The organism is Catenovulum adriaticum (genome assembly GCF_026725475.1).
Lineage (GTDB): Bacteria > Pseudomonadota > Gammaproteobacteria > Enterobacterales > Alteromonadaceae > Catenovulum > Catenovulum adriaticum.
The window spans coordinates 401,280-419,880 of record NZ_CP109965.1 but is presented as its reverse complement, the minus strand read 5'-3'; the positions used below and the strand labels follow the sequence as shown (position 1 = coordinate 419,880).

At 38.8% G+C, this 18,601-nt stretch carries 15 protein-coding genes and 4 tRNA genes; 7 read left to right on the top strand and 12 right to left on the bottom strand.

Annotated elements, in window-relative coordinates:
• Positions 1–29 precede the first annotated feature (29 nt).
• The 4 genes from OLW01_RS01830 to OLW01_RS01815 all read right to left on the bottom strand — a co-directional run bounded on the left by OLW01_RS01830 (position 30) and on the right by OLW01_RS01815 (position 5,074).
• Positions 30–839 (bottom strand): outer membrane lipoprotein-sorting protein, encoded by an 810-nt coding sequence (locus tag OLW01_RS01830; RefSeq protein WP_268074931.1) that lies wholly within the window; start codon positions 837–839, stop codon positions 30–32.
• Positions 832–3,147 carry an efflux RND transporter permease subunit gene (locus OLW01_RS01825; protein ID WP_268074930.1) on the bottom strand — a complete coding sequence of 772 codons (2,316 nt, stop codon included), beginning with the start codon at positions 3,145–3,147 and terminating at the stop codon, positions 832–834. Before OLW01_RS01825 ends, OLW01_RS01830 begins: the two co-directional genes overlap by 8 nt.
• Positions 3,144–3,977, bottom strand: a complete 834-nt coding sequence (locus OLW01_RS01820) for a TetR/AcrR family transcriptional regulator (protein ID WP_268074929.1) — start codon at positions 3,975–3,977, stop codon at positions 3,144–3,146. Before OLW01_RS01820 ends, OLW01_RS01825 begins: the two co-directional genes overlap by 4 nt.
• Before the next feature lie 125 nt (positions 3,978–4,102).
• Complete coding sequence (locus OLW01_RS01815) at positions 4,103–5,074, bottom strand: CobW family GTP-binding protein (protein ID WP_268074928.1); 972 nt, start codon at positions 5,072–5,074, stop codon at positions 4,103–4,105.
• Positions 5,075–5,349: 275 nt separating this feature from the next.
• Between OLW01_RS01815 and OLW01_RS01810 the strand changes: the two genes are divergently transcribed.
• The 4 genes from OLW01_RS01810 to OLW01_RS01795 all read left to right on the top strand — a co-directional run bounded on the left by OLW01_RS01810 (position 5,350) and on the right by OLW01_RS01795 (position 9,526).
• On the top strand, positions 5,350–6,867 hold the full coding sequence (locus OLW01_RS01810; RefSeq protein ID WP_268074927.1) for a YifB family Mg chelatase-like AAA ATPase: 1,518 nt from the start codon (positions 5,350–5,352) through the stop codon (positions 6,865–6,867).
• 76 nt (positions 6,868–6,943) lie between these two features.
• The gene (locus OLW01_RS01805; protein ID WP_268074926.1) at positions 6,944–8,131 is read left to right on the top strand and encodes an FAD-dependent monooxygenase; all 1,188 of its coding nucleotides are present in this window, start codon (positions 6,944–6,946) and stop codon (positions 8,129–8,131) included.
• Positions 8,128–8,559 (top strand): hypothetical protein, encoded by a 432-nt coding sequence (locus OLW01_RS01800; RefSeq protein ID WP_268074925.1) that lies wholly within the window; start codon positions 8,128–8,130, stop codon positions 8,557–8,559. Before OLW01_RS01805 ends, OLW01_RS01800 begins: the two co-directional genes overlap by 4 nt.
• Positions 8,540–9,526, top strand: coding sequence for a sulfite exporter TauE/SafE family protein (locus tag OLW01_RS01795; RefSeq protein ID WP_268074924.1), 987 nt, complete (start codon positions 8,540–8,542; stop codon positions 9,524–9,526). The genes OLW01_RS01800 and OLW01_RS01795 overlap by 20 nt, the downstream gene beginning before the upstream one ends.
• A 120-nt stretch (positions 9,527–9,646) precedes the next feature.
• On the opposite strand, the gene OLW01_RS01790 is transcribed toward OLW01_RS01795, so the two are convergent.
• From OLW01_RS01790 to OLW01_RS01775, 4 genes are all read right to left on the bottom strand, one after another.
• Positions 9,647–9,721: transfer RNA gene (locus OLW01_RS01790), tRNA-Gln, on the bottom strand.
• A 29-nt stretch (positions 9,722–9,750) separates the two neighbouring features.
• Positions 9,751–9,825 (bottom strand) — tRNA-Gln (locus OLW01_RS01785).
• 6 nt (positions 9,826–9,831) lie between these two features.
• Positions 9,832–9,916 (bottom strand) — tRNA-Leu (locus OLW01_RS01780).
• A gap of 11 nt (positions 9,917–9,927) precedes the next feature.
• Positions 9,928–10,004: transfer RNA gene (locus OLW01_RS01775), tRNA-Met, on the bottom strand.
• A gap of 675 nt (positions 10,005–10,679) precedes the next feature.
• Between OLW01_RS01775 and OLW01_RS01770 the strand changes: the two genes are divergently transcribed.
• The gene (locus tag OLW01_RS01770; protein WP_268074923.1) at positions 10,680–12,812 is read left to right on the top strand and encodes a beta-galactosidase; all 2,133 of its coding nucleotides are present in this window, start codon (positions 10,680–10,682) and stop codon (positions 12,810–12,812) included.
• Positions 12,813–12,983: 171 nt separating this feature from the next.
• Here the strand turns inward: OLW01_RS01770 and ychF are convergent, their stop codons facing one another.
• The 4 genes from ychF to OLW01_RS01750 all read right to left on the bottom strand — a co-directional run bounded on the left by ychF (position 12,984) and on the right by OLW01_RS01750 (position 16,304).
• Entirely contained in the window at positions 12,984–14,075 is a 1,092-nt protein-coding gene (gene ychF / locus OLW01_RS01765) for a redox-regulated ATPase YchF (protein ID WP_268074922.1), read from the bottom strand.
• An 11-nt stretch (positions 14,076–14,086) separates the two neighbouring features.
• On the bottom strand, positions 14,087–14,674 hold the full coding sequence (pth, locus tag OLW01_RS01760; protein ID WP_268074921.1) for an aminoacyl-tRNA hydrolase: 588 nt from the start codon (positions 14,672–14,674) through the stop codon (positions 14,087–14,089).
• A gap of 17 nt (positions 14,675–14,691) precedes the next feature.
• Positions 14,692–15,318: a 50S ribosomal protein L25/general stress protein Ctc gene (locus tag OLW01_RS01755; protein WP_428980181.1), complete on the bottom strand. Its 627-nt coding sequence runs from the start codon at positions 15,316–15,318 to the stop codon at positions 14,692–14,694.
• A 188-nt stretch (positions 15,319–15,506) separates the two neighbouring features.
• A complete protein-coding gene (locus OLW01_RS01750) occupies positions 15,507–16,304 on the bottom strand; it encodes a response regulator (RefSeq protein ID WP_268074919.1) in 798 nt (265 codons plus the stop codon).
• A gap of 210 nt (positions 16,305–16,514) precedes the next feature.
• On the opposite strand from OLW01_RS01750, the gene OLW01_RS01745 reads away from it, so the two are divergent.
• Positions 16,515–16,820, top strand: a complete 306-nt coding sequence (locus OLW01_RS01745) for an STAS domain-containing protein (protein ID WP_268074918.1) — start codon at positions 16,515–16,517, stop codon at positions 16,818–16,820.
• 75 nt (positions 16,821–16,895) lie between these two features.
• Positions 16,896–18,551, top strand: coding sequence for a fused response regulator/phosphatase (locus OLW01_RS01740; protein ID WP_268074917.1), 1,656 nt, complete (start codon positions 16,896–16,898; stop codon positions 18,549–18,551).
• Positions 18,552–18,601 lie beyond the last annotated feature (50 nt).

The following is an 18,601-nucleotide window of genomic DNA, read 5'->3' as shown; positions in this document are numbered from 1 at the left end:
GCTACTCAAACAGCGTTTAAAATAGTTATTTAGCGCGCTCGGCGTAAGCTATTTTGGTTAAAGTCATTGTCTGTTAAGCCAACTTTAAAATTAATTTCTTTGGCGATCATATCTGTGCTTTTACCGGTTTGATGATTAGTCATTGTCATTTTATGTGCGCGCCAATATTTATCTAAATACAGCTTGTATTGATCAAATATTAACGTTTTTAATAATGATTTTTTTCGATCATAAAAATCAATTTTTTGCACTCTATACTCTGATTGGTCAATCCATGTGACTTGCTTCGTATAACCTGAGTATCTATCTGTAGGGGTAGATTCAATCACCCAACAAAGCTCACCATTAACGGTTTCATCTCTTAAATACTTATAGGTATATTTAGCGACTTCAAATGAAGCTAAATCTTCGTATGCGAACTCACTGCCCATAAAAGGGCCAGATTTATTTCGTGAGGCGATACGCTTTACCCGTTTTAATGCGGGTAAATATAACCATTGATCATCAGGTTTATTGACATGTGAAAAGTTTAAAAAAGCAGAACCTTTAACATCTCTAGGCTCATCAAATATCGTTAACCCTTTATCTCCATCGCCTTGTACCTCTAATGCTTTTATGCGCATTTCACGCACGCTTTCATCGCCTTGGGCATTTTTTAATACCATTAACGACACTGACTCAGAATCACCCCAACCCTGATCTCTGGCTTTGCGTTCTTTAGCAATTTCTAGCCCTTTATTAGCTGGCTCTGCATGGCTAGCAAAACTGGCTGTTATTAATACCAAACTTGATGCAACAATCAGCTTAAGCCAGCTGGATTGTTTTTTTGCTTTAAACATTGTCTAAACTCCTGTTTGAATAAACCGTCTTATCAAATACCAACAAAAACGCAGGTAAAAATAAAAAGTCGACCGCTAATGCCAATAAAATAATGACGGCTGTTAATAGCCCCATATCACCATTGAGTGCAAAGGCTGATTGAGCCAGAACCATAAAACCGGTACACAATACTAAAGTAGTAATCCATAAGGCTCTGCCGACACTACTAAAAGCGTAGCGTACCGCTTGTTCTGCGCTATTTCCTTTTTCTCTCGAGCGTTTATATTTACTTAAAAAGTGAACTGTATCATCAACCACAATACCAATACACATACTGGTCACAACCGACAAACCTAAATTCACCTCGCCCGAAAACAGAGCCCAAAAACCAAACCCCATTGCAACAGGTGCTAAATTTGGCAATAAGCTAATAAAACCATATTTAAAAGATTTAAGGGCAAAAATAAGTAAACCTGAAATCAACACTAATGCCAGTGTACTACCCACTAACATACTTTTCATGTTGCGCTCACCAATATGCGCAAACATCAGTGAAGGGCTCGCAGCCTTAACATCAATAAAAGGTGCATTTTTTTCAAACCAAGTATCAACGGCTTGTTCTATCGCTACTATTTCTTTTGAACCTAAATTATCCATAGTCACGCTAACGCGCATGCTTGATTTATCAATATTAATTTGGTTGTTTAAATCTAAGCCGTACGGTAATGACATTTCATACATTAATAAATACTGCGCCGCTAACTCTTGAGATTCTGGCAATTTATAATAACTAGTATCATCACCATGCATATTTTTGTTTAGGCGTTTAAATGTATCACTCAAACTCACCACGTGATCGACTGACTCATGCGCTCTTAACCAAGCCGTAAAATCCCCCACCGCTTTTAAAAATTTAGGGTTGTTAATTCCGCTCGATTCACCGCTAGATAGTTCAAAATCAAGCATGGTAACGCCTTGTAAATTTTCATCGACAAAATCAGATGCCTGACGAAATTTAATTTCTTGATCAAAATATTTATTCGGGACGTCGTTGACTTGATTAAGCGGTACTAACGCAGCTGAAGCTAAAATACATACAGCAGTAATGGGCAATAAAATTTTGTGCTTATTAATAACCCAATCACCAAACTTATCCATTTTGCCAAGCTCACCTTGGGTTTGCTTAGGTATTTTAATTGGTAATATGGTTAACAACGCAGGTAATAAAGTAATAGCTAAAACAAATGCCAACATGACGCCTACAGCCACTAAATTACCTAAATCTCTTAGCGGAGGCACATCTGAAAAGTTGAAAGTTAAAAAACCAATTGCTGTCGTTGCACTGGTAATTAGCACAGGTGAGAAGTTAATTTCCAACGCCTCGGCAATCGCTTGTTGTTTATTCATGCCTTGCCGTAAATTATAATTCATTGATGCAATAATATGCACACAATCAGCAATCGCGAGTGTCATCACTATGGTAGGCACATTAATGGTCGCGGTAGATAAGTACATGCCAAGCCAACCAGCTATACCCATGGTAGATGCAATAGAAGTGATAATAATACACAGCGTAGCTAACGTCGCAAACAGCGAGCGTAATAAAATAGCCAGCATGAGTAAGACAGCTAAAAACATGAGCGGAATTAATGTCATCATGTCGCCTTTTGACTCTTCAACAAAGCTATTATTCATCATAATAATACCCGCTTGATGAAAATTAATATCAGGGTATTCCGTTTGATATTTAGCAACGATACCTCTAACAAAATTGGCAATTTCAACCACTTCTTGAGTTTGATCAAGCTTATCAGGCAATTGAACAGTGATGTTTATCATAGTGACATGGCCAGATGGCGAGACCATACGATTAATCAATAAAGGCTCGTTTAGCGCCACTTGTTTTGTCTTGTCAGCCATTTCTTGTGTGATTTCAACATCTGAAAATTCAGATACTAAATAATCAACCATTAAGTCATCGTATTCGGCTTCGGTGTGTTGGTAATTGGTAACTGAATCCACTCGGGTTGAAAAGGGCGTCTGCCATGCATCTTCAGTTATTTTAGCCACTAAGCCCAATACTTTCGGGTTAAAGACATCACCAGACTCTGGCTCTAAAACGATGGTGACATTATCATTTTTACTGAATGTTTTTTGCATAGACTCAAATGCTTGTAACTGAGGGTTTTCTGGGCCAAAAAATACTTTGTAATCACCGCGAAAATACAAGCTACTAGCGCCAAAAGCCATCAGCACCACTAATAGTAAGCTTAAAACCAATGTCCAGCTTGGCTTAACTACAACCCTATTTAAAATATAATTTTTCATTGTTTTTCCTCAGTGCGCTGTGGCGACTGTTCGGTTCCGTTTAGCATAGCAGTATAATCTGAGAAAAAATCAATGATGTTTCCCCAGCTTTGTTGATAATCCAATTGTGATGACAAAGGCTGCCAGTTCATGCCATCTAATAATAAATTAACGCTTTGTAATAATAAATTATTTTGCTTAAGCCGGGTGACGCCTAAAGTTGCTTCACTTTGACTGGCTAAAGTAGTGGCACCAAAAGATAAAGCCCAACCAGAAAACGAATATAAAGCGATTTGCTGCTGCTGAGAAATTTCAGGGTTAATCGGTAAGCTGCCATCGGCAATTCCATCATTAAATACTTGATCTATATACTCAAAGATTTCCATTTCTTTGGTTTGCAAATTCTGCATTTGCTTGGCTGAGGCTTTATCGATTACGGTGGGTGTTTTACATGACAATACACACATACTTAACGCTGGCTCTAATTGAGTATAGAGTTGATAAGCAAAATTAAGTGCTAAAGCGCGCTCTCGAGCTAAACCAGGAAACGAGCTTGCTTTTTCCATCAGCTCAAGAATAAAACTTATCGAATACCCTCCAAGTGCAGCTAATAAATCTTCTTTGCTGCCAAAGTGATTATAAATAGTCCCTTTGGAGTAAATTGACGCACTCACTAGTTTGTCCATAGTAAGGTTAGCAAAACCAATTTGATCGACTAACTGATGTGCCAGCTGGATAAGCTCAGTTTCCCGTTCTGCTATTTTTTGCACTTTTGTTTGCGTATAAATAGATGGGTTGCCTTGTGTTTGTGCATGCTTTTTATGCTGTAAATGATTTAACCAAAGACCCATATTATACAAACCGTCACATTTTGACTTTTCGTCATTTTAGTGCAAAAAAAAGGCAAATCAAGTAATAAAAGATTAAAATTTACGGAGGCAGGTAGGTGAAGGCTAGGCCATAGGCTTTGAAACGCCTAGACCAATAGGGTTTCAAAGCTTGGGTTATCTAACTGTCTATCTATTACAATTTCTAATTTTGCCAATCCGTTTAACTGACAAGGTTCAAATCTAACATCGTCTTGCACAGCATTAATTTTTAAAATGCCTTTACTGGTTTTAACGATAGCTTTAACTCGATTTGCTTTAACGTGTGCAATCCAATCTAATAAGTCAACCAATTCAAACTCGATATCTGAGGCAATTAGCCAACCATAGCTCCAAAAACCATCAGCAAAATGTGAACGCATTACCCAGTTTTGACCTTTTGGCAATTCAAGCGACTCAGTTACCGCGGATTCACTTACACCTTTATGTTGTTTGGCTTGAACCAAACTACTAGTATTTACCTTCGCGGGTTTATCTAACCACTCAAGTGATAACTGGCCAAAACTAATTTGCCCAAGTTGGCTCGCATTAGGATAATTAGCACTCCAGTCAGTAAAGCGCTCTAGCTGTTCGCTACTGGCTTGTTCAACTTTGTTTGCAACAATAATATCGGCGATTTGTGCCTGAGCAATAAAGTTTTCATTCTCTAAGTACTTAGGATCATCTAATGTCGCGGGGTCAACCATTGTAATAGTGGCACGCATCGCCAAGTACTTGCTGAATATTTCGTTTTGTAGAGTTTCCATTATTTTTTTAGGATGCCCCAACCCAGTGGGTTCAATTAAAATGCGGTCAGGGTTTTGTTTAATGAGTTCGTTTAACCCAACTTGCATGCCTACCCCTTGCACACAGCACATGCAGCCACCCGGAACTTGTTTAATTTGGGCACCACTATTTTGTAGCAAGGCGCCATCGACACCTATTTCACCAAATTCATTAACTAATACGGCCCATTTTTCATTTTCTGGTTTATGTTTTAATAAATGTTGTATTGCTGTTGTTTTCCCCACACCTAAAAAACCAGTAATCAGGTTGGTTGGTATTTTATTTGTAATTTTCATTCTATTTATTTCCCTTCTAATTTCGTTTCTTTCTATCTATTTCTTTTTTATTTAATTTTTTCTTTTTTATTCGTAACAGATACTGCGTACGATATTGGAGTAGATGCTAACCTACAAAACCAAATTATACTATGACAGCTAAGTTAAGCTTAGCCAGTGTTGAACAATGTGAATATGAAACTGGCTAAATAAATTCCATCTGCTTCAATTACTAGGTGGGATTTATTTAATCAGTTTCAACAAAAAACCTAAAATTAGGTTAAACAGGGATGTTTATGTCATTAGCCATCATATATAGCCGCGCCAGAATTGCAATAGATGCACCTTTAGTTACAGTAGAAGCCCACATATCTAACGGTTTGCCCGGTTTCGCTATCGTCGGCTTACCAGAAGCGTCAGTTAAAGAATCACGCGATCGTGTGCGCAGTGCCATTATCAATAGTCACTTCGAGTTTCCGGATAAAAGAATTACGGTTAACTTAGCGCCTGCCGACCTGCCGAAAGAGGGAGGTCGATTCGATTTAGCTATCGCTTTAGGTATCTTAGCTGCTAGCGGCCAACTGCCGGGCGATCAACTCGCTAACTATGAATTTGCAGGGGAGCTTGCATTGTCGGGTGAACTCAGACCCATTATAGGAGAGATTCCAATGACAATGGCTTGTAAAGACGCCAACAGAATTGTGATTTTACCGGAACAAAATGCACAAATAGCTAGCCATATAAAATCGGCTCAGGTGATAGGCGCGAACCAATTATTAGATGTATTTCATCATTTGGCTGGCCAAAGGCTACTCCCGTTAACTCAACAAATACCGCAACCTAAAACAAAAACCTTTCATATAGATATGCAAGATGTGATTGGTCAGCAACATGCAAAACAAGCTTTAGAAATTTGTGCAGCTGGTGGGCACCACCTAATCATGCTAGGCCCGCCCGGTACCGGAAAGACCATGCTGGCCGAACGTTTAGCCAGTATTTTACCGGACATGAATGAAGAACAAGCCCTGCAAACAGCCGCAATTCATTCTATAGTGGGTAGAGCTGCTGATATTGATAGCTGGCAAACTCGTCCTTTTCGTAGTCCGCATCATACCTGCTCAGCGGTTGCTTTGGTGGGCGGTTCAAGTAACCCTAAACCGGGAGAGATTTCATTAGCACACAATGGCGTTTTATTTTTGGATGAATTACCTGAGTTTGAAAGGCGAGTATTAGATGTTTTGCGAGAGCCGTTAGAATCTGGCAAAGTGACGATTAGCAGAGCGGCTCGCCAAGTTGATTTTCCGGCAAAATTTCAGCTAATTGCCGCGTTAAACCCATCCCCTTGCGGTCATTATAATGATGAAAAAATGCGCTCAACCCCAGATCAAATGCTGCGTTATTTAAGTAAAATTTCCGGCCCTTTTTTAGATAGAATAGATTTACAAATTGAAGTGAGCCGACTTGCAAAAGGCGCATTACAAAAAAACATGGACCGTGGCGAGTCTAGCCAAGTGATCAAAAATCGAGTAATTCAAGCGCGACAAATCCAACTCAACCGACAACATAAACTCAACTGTGAACTGACTAACCGAGAATTAGATAAATATTGCAAGTTAAGCATGGAAGATGCTGATTTTTTAGAAACCGCCATTGATAAATTAGGTTTGTCGATTCGGGCTTATCACCGAATTTTAAAAGTTGCCAGAACAATTGCAGATTTGAAACAGGAAGAACAGCTGAACCGAGCTCACATAGCTCAAGCTCTTGGCTACCGAGCAATGGATCGTTTATTAATGTCATTACATCAACAATAATAATTTAAACAAATCAATCAGCCGTTTGAATTGAATTATGGTAAAGTAAAAACTTTATTATTCTGCAGGTTTTTCAATGACTGAGCCAAACTCAACCACTTCTATTTATGACTTAATCATTGTTGGCGCTGGTATGGTTGGCGCTAGTTTAGCGGCAGCTCTGTCTGAGCTAAATATCAATGCATTGCTCATCGACAAAAAAATGAATTGTTACGATCAACAAGCTGAGATTCCTGAGTTACGAATTTCCTCAATCAGCCAAGGTTCAGTTGACTGGCTAGCACAACAAGGCATTTGGCCACACTTAGCACAACAACGAATTCAATACTACCAACAGCTCAGTGTCGCTGAATCAGCAAAAAGCCATTGCCATTTTGATGCTCGATCTTTACATATCGATGCTTTAGGCTGCTTTGTTGAAAATTCGAATCTACAAAATGCCGCGTTATTACAAAATAAGTTTCCGGTAGTTGAAGCTGATATTGAATCTTGTTGGTTTGCAGATGAGCTTTGGAATTTGAATTTAAGCAACCATACTCAACTTAAAAGTAAATTGGTCATCGCGGCAGATGGCGCCCGTTCTCAAATCAGGCAGTTAGGTGGCTTTTCACAACAAGGCTGGCAATACCCACAAGCTTGTTATAGCGCCAGTGTTAAATTAAAACATCCAGTTGAAATGAATCATACATGGCAGCGATTTGAGCAAGGTAATGCCATTGCGTTTTTACCTTTATACCAAAATTTTGCCAGTTTAATTGTTTATCAAAAACCACGTCATATCAAGCAGCTTAATAAAGCGTCTCGGGCTGAGCAAATACAACAATTAAAACACTTGTTTAATGCGCATATAGGTGAATTTGAACTCATAGATTCAGCCAGTTTCCCCCTTCAAAAAATGAGTGTTTTAAATCCGGTAAATCAGGGGATGATTTTAGTTGGTGATGCAGCTCACACCATACATCCGCTAGCTGGGCAAGGGGTTAATGTCGGCATTAGAGATATTGCCCTATTAACCCACTTAATTCAGCAATTTCAGACCGATTTAGCCCAGTTGCAAAATAATACGCACTGGCGCTCATACAAAATAAAACGTAATTTAGATGTGCAAACAATGAGCGCGGCAATGGATATGGTCTTTTATTCATTTAATCAGAAAAACCCACTGGTTAGTTGGTTGCGGAATCAGGCGCTAAGCAGCGTAGAGCATATAACTCCACTTAAACAACTTATTCTTAAACTTGCTTTGGGAGAAATAAAAGCATGATAATGCTAAAACACCTTATTTTCTGTTTCAGTTTATATTTCGCTATCACAAGCTTTAGTGCAATAGCCGACACAATCCAAATAAAAACGCCTTTAATTGATAACTGTGATAAAAAATCACATCAAGCAATAGTCTATTCTATCTGTTTAGATGAAGCCGTTAAACAAGTTGAACGAGAACTCAAAGCTTGGCAACTCGAAAGCGAAGATAAAGTAAAAGCTATCACCCAAAAATTACAAAATGAAGCCGCTTTATATGAATTTAAAAAAGCCAATAAATATTATAATCAATTTATTGAGTCTCATTGCCGTAGCTTGTTCTTTACTAAACAAAATATGGCTGAAGCGGCCAACTTATTTAGAGTTTGCAAAATTAAGCAAACTCGAATCCGTATGCAAAACTTAAAATATGAAATTAATCAAAAATAAGCGCATCTGGCTATATCCTTTTGCGCTTATTGGCCTCATCTCATTTTGGTTGATTGCCGATAAACCAATGGCACTAAGTCAGTTGTATTACGAATACTGGGCTGCCTCTGCAACTATGGTATTCGGCTCTTTTGTTGCAGGAGTTACCCCACTAGGCGGAGGCGCTGTCGCATTTCCTGTATTAACCAAAGTTTTTAATGTTAATGCGATAGACGCCAAATACTTTAGTTTAACCATTCAAACAATTGGGATGGGCTTTGCTTCTTTATTTTTAATTAGCCGACGAGTAAAAATTCATTGGGAGCTGCTGGTTTATTGCTTTCCGGCGGCTATTATTGTGTTGCCATTTGCATTAGAGCAAACCAGTTTAAGTGCGCAATGGCTCAGGTTTGCTTTTAGTGAGTTTATTTTAATAACAGCTTGGGTATTGTGGCTTTGTAACCATAGCTTGCATGCTCGCCAACACAGTTTAAAGTTTAAACCTTTAATTCTTTTTGCTACGGCGCTGTTAGGTAGTTTTTTATCTGCCAGTATTGGTTCTGGTTCGGATGTTGTTTTATTTTTTATTCTAGTTTACGTACTTAAATATCCAATCAAAGAAGCGATTCCAAGCACGGTTGTACTCATGGCGTTTAATGCAATATGCGCATCTATTTGGTTTGTTTTTATTAATCCTATTGCCTTGTCTGATTTTGTTATAAATAGCTGGTGGGCAGCTTGCTTGGTTGCAGCAATTGGCGCGCCACTAGGGGCTTTTATGCTAACCGTGTTAAAAGAGCACTTTTTGCGTCGATTAATATATGTTGTTATCAGTATTGAGCTAATCAGCACTGTATTTAATCATAACTTGGCAATTGAGTTAAGATATGCCGTTGCAGCATCAACCTGTTTATTGTTGTTAGCAATCGCGCATAAGCGCTTATTTCATAAAGCCAAGCAAATAGAACATCAAGCTGAATTAGACTAAAGAATTTAGAATTTAGAATTTAGAATTTAGAATTTAGAATTTAGAATTTAGAATTTAGAATTTAGAATTTTCAAGAAGGATATGAATAAACAAGGGAGTGTAAAGCTAAAGTAAGATAAATGGCTGGGGTACCAAGATTCGAACTTGGGAATGGCGAGATCAAAACCCGCTGCCTTACCACTTGGCGATACCCCAGCAAAGGGTGAAAAACTACTTTTAGAAAATGGCTGGGGTACCAAGATTCGAACTTGGGAATGGCGAGATCAAAACCCGCTGCCTTACCACTTGGCGATACCCCATCATTATGGTGCGGACGGAGAGACTTGAACTCTCACATCTTGCGATACTGGAACCTAAATCCAGCGCGTCTACCAATTCCGCCACGTCCGCATAAAAAGTAGTGGTGGCTACACCGGGATTTGAACCTGGGACCCCATCATTATGAGTGATGTGCTCTAACCAGCTGAGCTATGTAGCCACTACAGCTTGCCTCTCAGCAAGTGGCGCGTATTATGCTTATCTGCCCCCTACTCGTCAACCCCTTTTTTTAAAGAATTTCACTTCTTTTTGCACTTTTTATTCAAACACTCAAAAAAACAACAATTCTTGTCTAAATATCAATCAGAACACTTGAAACGTCAATTAATTGCATTAATTAACCAGCTTATAAACTCATGCCGAACACTTACGCTAACACCCCCTTGTACAATTCAGACCGTTTTACGTTGTTCTATTTAAATAAACGCACCATTAACAAGTTTAATTTTCTAAGCATATTTAATACTAAAGAGCAGTATTAACCTTAAAACTTACGTTCAATTAGATCTTCATGAAAAATGAAAACTCCATGCTTGAAAACTAAGATAAAATCCCTGCTCTGTGATAATACCCAATCCATCATACGCTTCACCACCATAAAACACTTTTAACAAGAAATTTGCATTTAAATTAAATCAGGCATTATTATGTATACAATTTACTGTATACATAATAAAAATATCTCTTTGCACTTCGAGTATTTATAACCTCCTAGTGTTAGAAAGATCCTAATTCAAATTTATATAATAGAAAGGTATGAGTGATGAAAAGTTTTACTTTTACTCGGCTTGTCAAAGCATGCTTTACGGCAGGTTTAATCTCAACGAGTACGCTTGTGGCGCAACCACTAACAAAGACAGTGCCTGACAGTGTTACTTTATTCGATTTCGAACAGAACTTTGAGCTAAGTGCATTAAAAACTGATGATGCAAAGGTGAGCTTGATAAATAAACAAGGCTCACGTCAGTTGCTTCTTGAAACCGGGATGCACTCAGGCTCTCCCGGTGTCACCATTAAACGTCCAAATGGGAATTGGGATTTAAACAACTATTATCACGTGAAAATGGACATCACCAATGTGGGCGAACATCCAGCAAGAATTATTTTTAAAGTGGGCAACCCTGAAGATGGTATGGAAGCATGGCAAATGGAAATCCGCTTTGATTTAGCTCCAGGCGAAACTAAAACCGTTTCAGATGATATTAGCACAACACCTTGGCGCTTTAGCGAACCACTTAACCTTTTAGCCATGCGTGCAGCACCCGGCCAAGCTAAAACAGATTTAAGTGCGATTGATCAAGTTAAAGTCACAATTAACTATCCGACCAACGAGCATAAATTATTAATTGATAATATTCGGGCGACAAATCCGGTTCGTTGGATTGACCCCGAAGGTTTCCTGCCATTTATAGATCGCTTTGGTCAATATAAACATGCCCACTGGCCAGATAAAACACTCTCAGTTGATGATTTACAGCAGCAAGCTAAAGACGAAAAAAGAGCACTTTCGACTGAACCTGGCCCCGCAGAATTTAATCAATATGGCGGATGGAAAAACGGCCCTCAGTTAAAAGCGACCGGCTATTTTAGAACTGAAAAACATAACGATGCTTGGTGGTTTGTTGATCCAAATGGCCGTCTATTTTGGTCTCATGGGGTTGGCGTTGTCAATGCTGGTACAGCAACAACGGGCATTACAGATCGAGAATCTTATTTTGAGTGGTTACCAGAAAAAGATTCTCCTTATGGAAAATTTTATTCGACAGCGGGACGAGCTTCTCACGGGTACTACAAAACCTTAGCGCAGCGCGAGACTTATAATTTTACAGCATCTAATTTGTATCAAAAATATGGTTCAGACTGGCGCAAAGAATTTGGCCAAGTAACTCATGCTCGAATCCGCAGTTGGGGGATGAATACGTTAGGCGTGGCTTCAGATCGACGCTTAACGACAGATGGCATTACGCCTTACACAGAAACAGTTTGGGTACGCGGCACCAAAAAAATTGAAGCTTCTAAAGGCTATTGGGGTAAGTTTCACGATGTATTTGATCCCAGCTTTAAACGGCAATTAAAAAAAGCGCTATCTAATCGCGAGCACACCGTAGATGCTCCTTGGCTATTAGGCTTTTTTATTGAAAATGAATTATCTTGGGGCGCTGAAGGCTCACTTGCTATTGCTACATTAGAGAGCCCTGCTGACCAACCAGCAAAAATAGAATTTGTTAAAGACCTTAAAAGCAAATACCAGAGTATTGCTGGTTTGAATAAAACTTGGGGTTCAAACTATAACTCTTGGGATGCCTTATTAAACTCAACAAACGCGCCAAATAAAAGTAAAGCTTGGTCAGATTTAAGTGCGTTTTATAAAAAAATTGTCACTACTTACTTTTCAACAGTGCGTGCTGAGCTAAAAAAAGTTGCGCCTAATGCGCTTTATTTAGGGTGTCGCTTAGCTTGGGCAAACAGCGATACCGTTATTAGTACGGCGGCTGAATATACCGATGTGATCAGCATGAATAAATATCAATACGAGGTTACGAATGTAGGCTTGCCTGAAGACGTAGATAAACCCATATTGATTGGCGAGTTTCACTTTGGCGCATTAGACCGTGGGGCGTTGCATTTAGGTGTGGTTTCAGCTAATAGCCAGTCTCATCGCGCTGAATTATATACTCAATATTTAGATAGCGCGTTACTTAACCCATACATTGTTGGTACGCATTGGTTTCAGTACGCCGAGCAACCGCCAACTGGGCGTGGTGACGGTGAAAATTATAATGTAGGTATTGTTGATTTGGCTGACAAACCATTTCCTGAACTAGTTAAACATATAAAAGAAGTTGGCTATCGATTTTATCGTTTCCGAAGTTTTGCAGCTAAAAATGATCAATTAGTACAGCCGAAAAAACCAAAAAAGCTTGATTATATTCAAGTGGATGAGGATATGCATACCCGCTCAAATTAATAAAGGTATCGGCAGGCTATTTGCTTAACTCAACCTATAACGATTATAAAGTACACACCAGCCAACAGTTTGTGTGTACTTTATATCGACCTAACTTAATCTAGCTCAGCCTAAAAACACAAAAGCCGCTGTTACAGCGGCTTTTTTAATAATTCGAATGTAAAGTTATAATTACACGTTAAATCGGAAGTGAATGACATCACCATCTTTAACGATATAATCTTTACCTTCAAGACGCCATTTACCAGAGTCTTTTGCGCCTGATTCACCATTATTATCGATGTAGTCATCATAGCCAACCACTTCAGCTCGGATAAAGCCTTTTTCAAAGTCAGTATGGATTTTACCAGCCGCTTGTGGCGCGGTTGAATTTACCTTAATGGTCCAAGCCCTCACTTCTTTAACACCTGCTGTGAAATAAGTATGTAAATTTAATAGTTGGTAACCACCACGGATAACCCGATTTAAGCCTGGCTCTGTTAAACCTAAGTCAGCCATAAAATCAGCTCTGTCATCTGCGTCTAAGTCTGCTAATTCAGCTTCTATTTCAGCACAAACAGGTACAACTATCGCGTTTTCTTTTTCAGCGATAGCTTTTACGACATCTAAATGAGGGTTATTTTCAAAACCATCGTCACTTACATTTGCAATGTACATGGTTGGTTTTAACGTTAAAAAGTTTAAGTATGATATAGCCGCTTTTTCTTCTGGCTCTAAATCAACACTACGTAACATTTCACCTTCGTCTAAAACTGGTTTTAGCTTTTCTAATACTTCTAATTCAGCTTTAGCATCTTTATCACCGCCTTTCGCTTTTTTAGCAGCGCGCAGCATGGCTTTTTCACAAGTATCCATGTCAGATAAGGCAAGTTCAGTATTAATAGTATCAATATCTTCTGCAGGGTTTACCTTACCTGCAACGTGAACTATGTTGTCACTTTCAAAACAACGAACCACATGACCAATTGCGTCAGTTTCGCGAATGTTCGCTAAAAACTTGTTACCTAACCCTTCACCTTTAGAAGCACCTGCAACTAAACCTGCAATATCAACAAATTCCATAGTTGTAGGCAAAATTCGCTGAGGATTTACAATTTTAGCCAAGGCATCTAATCTTGGATCAGGTACAGGTACAACCCCTGTGTTTGGCTCAATGGTACAAAATGGAAAGTTAGCGGCTTCAATGCCCGCTTCTGTTAATGCATTAAATAATGTTGATTTACCGACATTTGGCAAACCGACGATACCGCATTTAAAACCCATATCTAAAAACCTTATGCTTTAAAACTATGTAATCGGCTTACCGCTTTGGTATATCCATCGCGAAACCAAACTTCTGTGCATCTCACCGCTTCGTCTATCACGGCATCTATTACTTCTTGCTCAACTTTTGGCGCTTTGCCTAAAACGTGTCCGGTTACTTGTTCTCTGTGACCTGGGTGTCCAATTCCAATACGTAAACGTAAAAAATCTTTATTATTTGCCAGTCGACTAATGCTGTCTTTTAAACCATTGTGACCACCATGGCCGCCTCCGCGTTTAAATTTTGCAACACCAGGGGGTATATCTAACTCATCATGGGCAATTAAAATTTGTTCTGCCGGAATTTTATAAAACTGAGCTAGAGCTGCGACCGCTTGTCCACTTCTATTCATAAAAGTAGTTGGGATAAGTAAACGTAGGTCTTGGCCGTTAATTTGAATTAAACCCGTGAAACCAAAATATTTAGGATCGAGTTTGAGTTGAGCGTTATATCTTTGCGCTAGTTCGCGGACGTACCACTCTCCAGCATTATGGCGAGTTCTTTCATATTCGCGGCCCGGATTTCCCAGGCCCACGATTAATTTAACAGTCTCTGTCATCAGGTATAGACCCGATATTATTCAGCGTCTGTTTCAGCTTCGTCAGCGTCGTCTTCGTCTGCTGCTGAAGCTTTAGGCTTATCTACAGTTACGATAGCAACATCGTGATCTTCGCCTTTAGCTAATTCAACTGAGCTAACGCCTGCAGGCAATGTAACATCAGTTAAATGTAGTGAGTCACCCACTTTAAGTGCTGCAACGTCTACTTCAATAAACTCTGGTAAGTCTTTTGGTAAACAAGCAATTTCAATTTCAGTTACGTGGTGAGAAACTACACCACCAGCTTTAGCTGGCTTGTCTTCATTAACAAAGTGAACTGGAATAGTTGTGTGAATTTCTTGACCAGCAACAACACGTAAAAAGTCAACGTGCATAATTTTTGGCTTGAACGGATGACGTTGAATATCTTTAACGATTACATCGTTTTTCTCACCGTCAATCACTAAATTAATAACTTGAGAATAAAAGCTTTCTTGCTCTTGTGCTTTAATTACTAAGCGGTGTTCTAAAGCGATAGATACAGCATCTTTGTTAGCGCCATAAACTACAGCTGGGATTAGATCTGCGTGACGTAGGCGGCGGCTCGCACCTTTCCCCAAATCGCTACGCACATTTGCGGTTAATTCGATAGTTGACATAAATATACTCCGATAAAAAATGAAATGTAGCCACTTCGCGACCAAAACGGCTACCTATACCCTAATATAATCTGAATCAGATTAATTGGGCGGCGTAGTTTATCATTGCCAGCCAAGCTTAAAAAGTAATAATTGCATTTTGTCTAAAAAACAGGGCAAAAAATAAACTAGATGCGGCTATCAGGGCTGCACTATTATTGGTTTAATAAGCCAAACAGTATTTTTTTAACCATGTTAGGTTCAAAAGGCTTATCGCAGATCGCGTTCACACCTGAACGTTCAATATGCGCTAAATGAGCATCGTTGGCTTCTGAACTGACCATTAAAATTGGAATATGCGATTGCTGGCTTTGCTGACGAATGTACTCGGTTAATTCGCGGCCATCTAGCTCTGGCATATTAAAATCCGTCACCACTAAGTCAAACATATTATCTATTAATATTTGTTTAGCCTGAGCTCCATTTTCTGCTTCTGTTATTCGTTTTATGCCTAAATTGAGTAACACTCGTTTAATGTGGTTTCGAGCCAGTTTACTATCATCCACTAATAATACACGTACATCGTGCACGTCAAATAGCTCAAGCTCTAATTCATCATTAGACAGCAAATCAATGGTTGAGTTAATCGCTGTTGCTAAATGAGCCGAGTCAAAAGGTTTGGGTAAAATAGCCACAACCCCCGCTTGCTTAAATTCTTCTAACTGTTCTTTTCGCCATTCGCTTGAAACCAACATAAAAGGCACATCAGCAGATGTATTTTGGTGTCTGATATGGTTTAACAGTTCGAGTCCTGTACCATCTTTAAAGTGAAGCGCACAAACAATTAAATCTGGAACATGTTGAGCAACCGAAGCTTGAGCGGATTGAATATCTTCAGCTTGCTCTATTTGAGTGATAGATTCTTGTTGTAAATGTTTAATAATCACTTTGCGTTGAACTGGAGATGGTTCGACCAACAAAATAGATAAATCTTCAGGAGCTAATTGACTCATAAAAATAGGCACACCTTTATTATGCTAGATATCTAAATAGTTATACCCTGCACTCCCCCCTTATGTCACTATTTTCTATTTAAATTTTGTTAATTTTTAAAGTTCGCACTTTAGTAAAATAATATTAACCTCGCCATTCACAAATGATTTCTAGCTGCTAAACTCAATTTAATTAATTATTGTATGGAATAATAAAAAGGAAGACTCAATATGAGCCTAACAAAAAACCTTTCGGCCGATAAAGAAACTTTTACAATTCAAATTGATGGTAAATTCGATTTTAATTTAGTTCAAGAATTTAGAGCTGCTTATCAAGATATTGGTGACAATAAACCCAAGGTAATCATTGATTTACGAAATACCGAATACATGGATTCATCAGCCTTAGGCATGTTACTTAACATGCAAAAAAACTTAGGTGATAAGGTTTCATCCATTACCATTAGTAATTGCCGCCCGCAGATAAAAAAGATATTGCAAATTTCTCGCTTTGATAAAAAATTTAATATTGATTAAATCTAACGTTAACTATTTACATAACTCGCTGAGATTTATTACCTCAATGCTATCGCTTACAAGGAGAGTCCTCTTATGCGAATCTTGGTAGTGGATGATCAAGAGCTAAACCGCACCATGCTTCAATATATGCTTGAATTAGAAGGCTATCAGGTTTTTCATGCCGAAAATGGCAAGCATGCATTAGAAACCTTTGAGCAAACTCAGCCTGACATCATTTTACTGGATGTCATCATGCCAGTAATGGACGGTTTTGAAACCGCCCCTATATTAAAAACCCTCTCGGGTGATTTGCATTTACCTATTATTTTTATTACTTCGTTAGATGACCAAGATTCAATGCTGCAATGTCTTGAAGTAGGTGGTGACGATTTTTTAACTAAACCCTTTGATAAAGTTTTGTTATCGGCCAAAATTAAAGCTCACGCACGCACCCGTGAGCTATCTCAGCGATTACTGGAACAAAGAAACACACTTAAATATCATCAAAACCAAACCGAACGTGAACACGCTATTGTTGAGCATATTTTTTCTAATGCCTTTTCTAACAATCAATATCTAGACGAAATTGTTAGCCACTATTTGTCGCCCGCTTCAATGTTTAACGGCGATCTATTTTTAACAAACCGAAGTCCACTAGGCGGCACGTATGTATTTTTAGGTGATTTTACGGGCCATGGTTTGGCAGCAGCCGTGGGTGCCTTGCCAACTGCGCAAACGTTTTTTTCGATGACAAACGAAGGTCAAATCGTAGGCGATATTGCTAAAACCATAAATACCCAACTACTCAATTTATTACCTGATGATATGTTTTGTGCTGCCACCATCATTGAGCTTTCAAACAGTGGAAAGGCCGTTTCTATTTGGTCAGGAGGCATGCCAGAAATTTTTGTGATTGATGATACCCAAGGGCTAAAGCAAAAAATAATGCCTCAGCATATGGCACTTGGTATTTTGGAGGGGAGTGAGTTTGAATCTACCATGGTTAATTGTGATGTCACACCACATGACCGTCTGTTGGTTTTTACTGATGGGGTGACAGAAACAATGAACCACAATGATGAAATGTTTGGTGAGCAACGGCTTGAAACATTCTATCAGCATAATCCAAAAGCTGAATTAAAAGATTTAATTGCTCATTTAGATCATTTTCGAGGCACAACGGAACAAGCTGACGATTTATCCATCGCACAATTAAAGTGTCTAGCTGCGGAGGATGATTTACCACAAGATGAAAATGAAATTTCACAATTACCCTGGGGTATTCAATTAAAATTATTGCCGGATGATATTCGAACACAAGATCCTATAGCACAAGTAATTGATATGATCTCTGCTTTTAGTGGCATGGAAAAACACCGTTCGACGCTCTTTTTGCTATTAGCAGAAATGTACAATAACTCGGTTGATCACGGCTTATTAGAATTAGACTCCAATTTAAAAGATGCAGAAGATGGTTTTTTTGAATTTTATAGTCAGCGTCAAAATGCATTAGAAAATTTACAAGATGGCTTTTTAAAGCTAGAAGTCACTTATTTACCAACTGAAAAAACCGTTCGGCTAGCCATTACGGATAGTGGTAGAGGCTTTGATACCTGCTTGCTTAATAAAATGTTAAACCAAAAAGATCAACATGGTCGCGGGTTAACCCTTATCGCAGAACTGGGCGACAAACTTGATTATAAGAACGGGGGAAGAACAATTGAGGTCGACTATTTATTAAGTGAATAGTCCAAACACATTTAATTGCGTTTGGACTATTTATATCAGCTCAAAGTAGA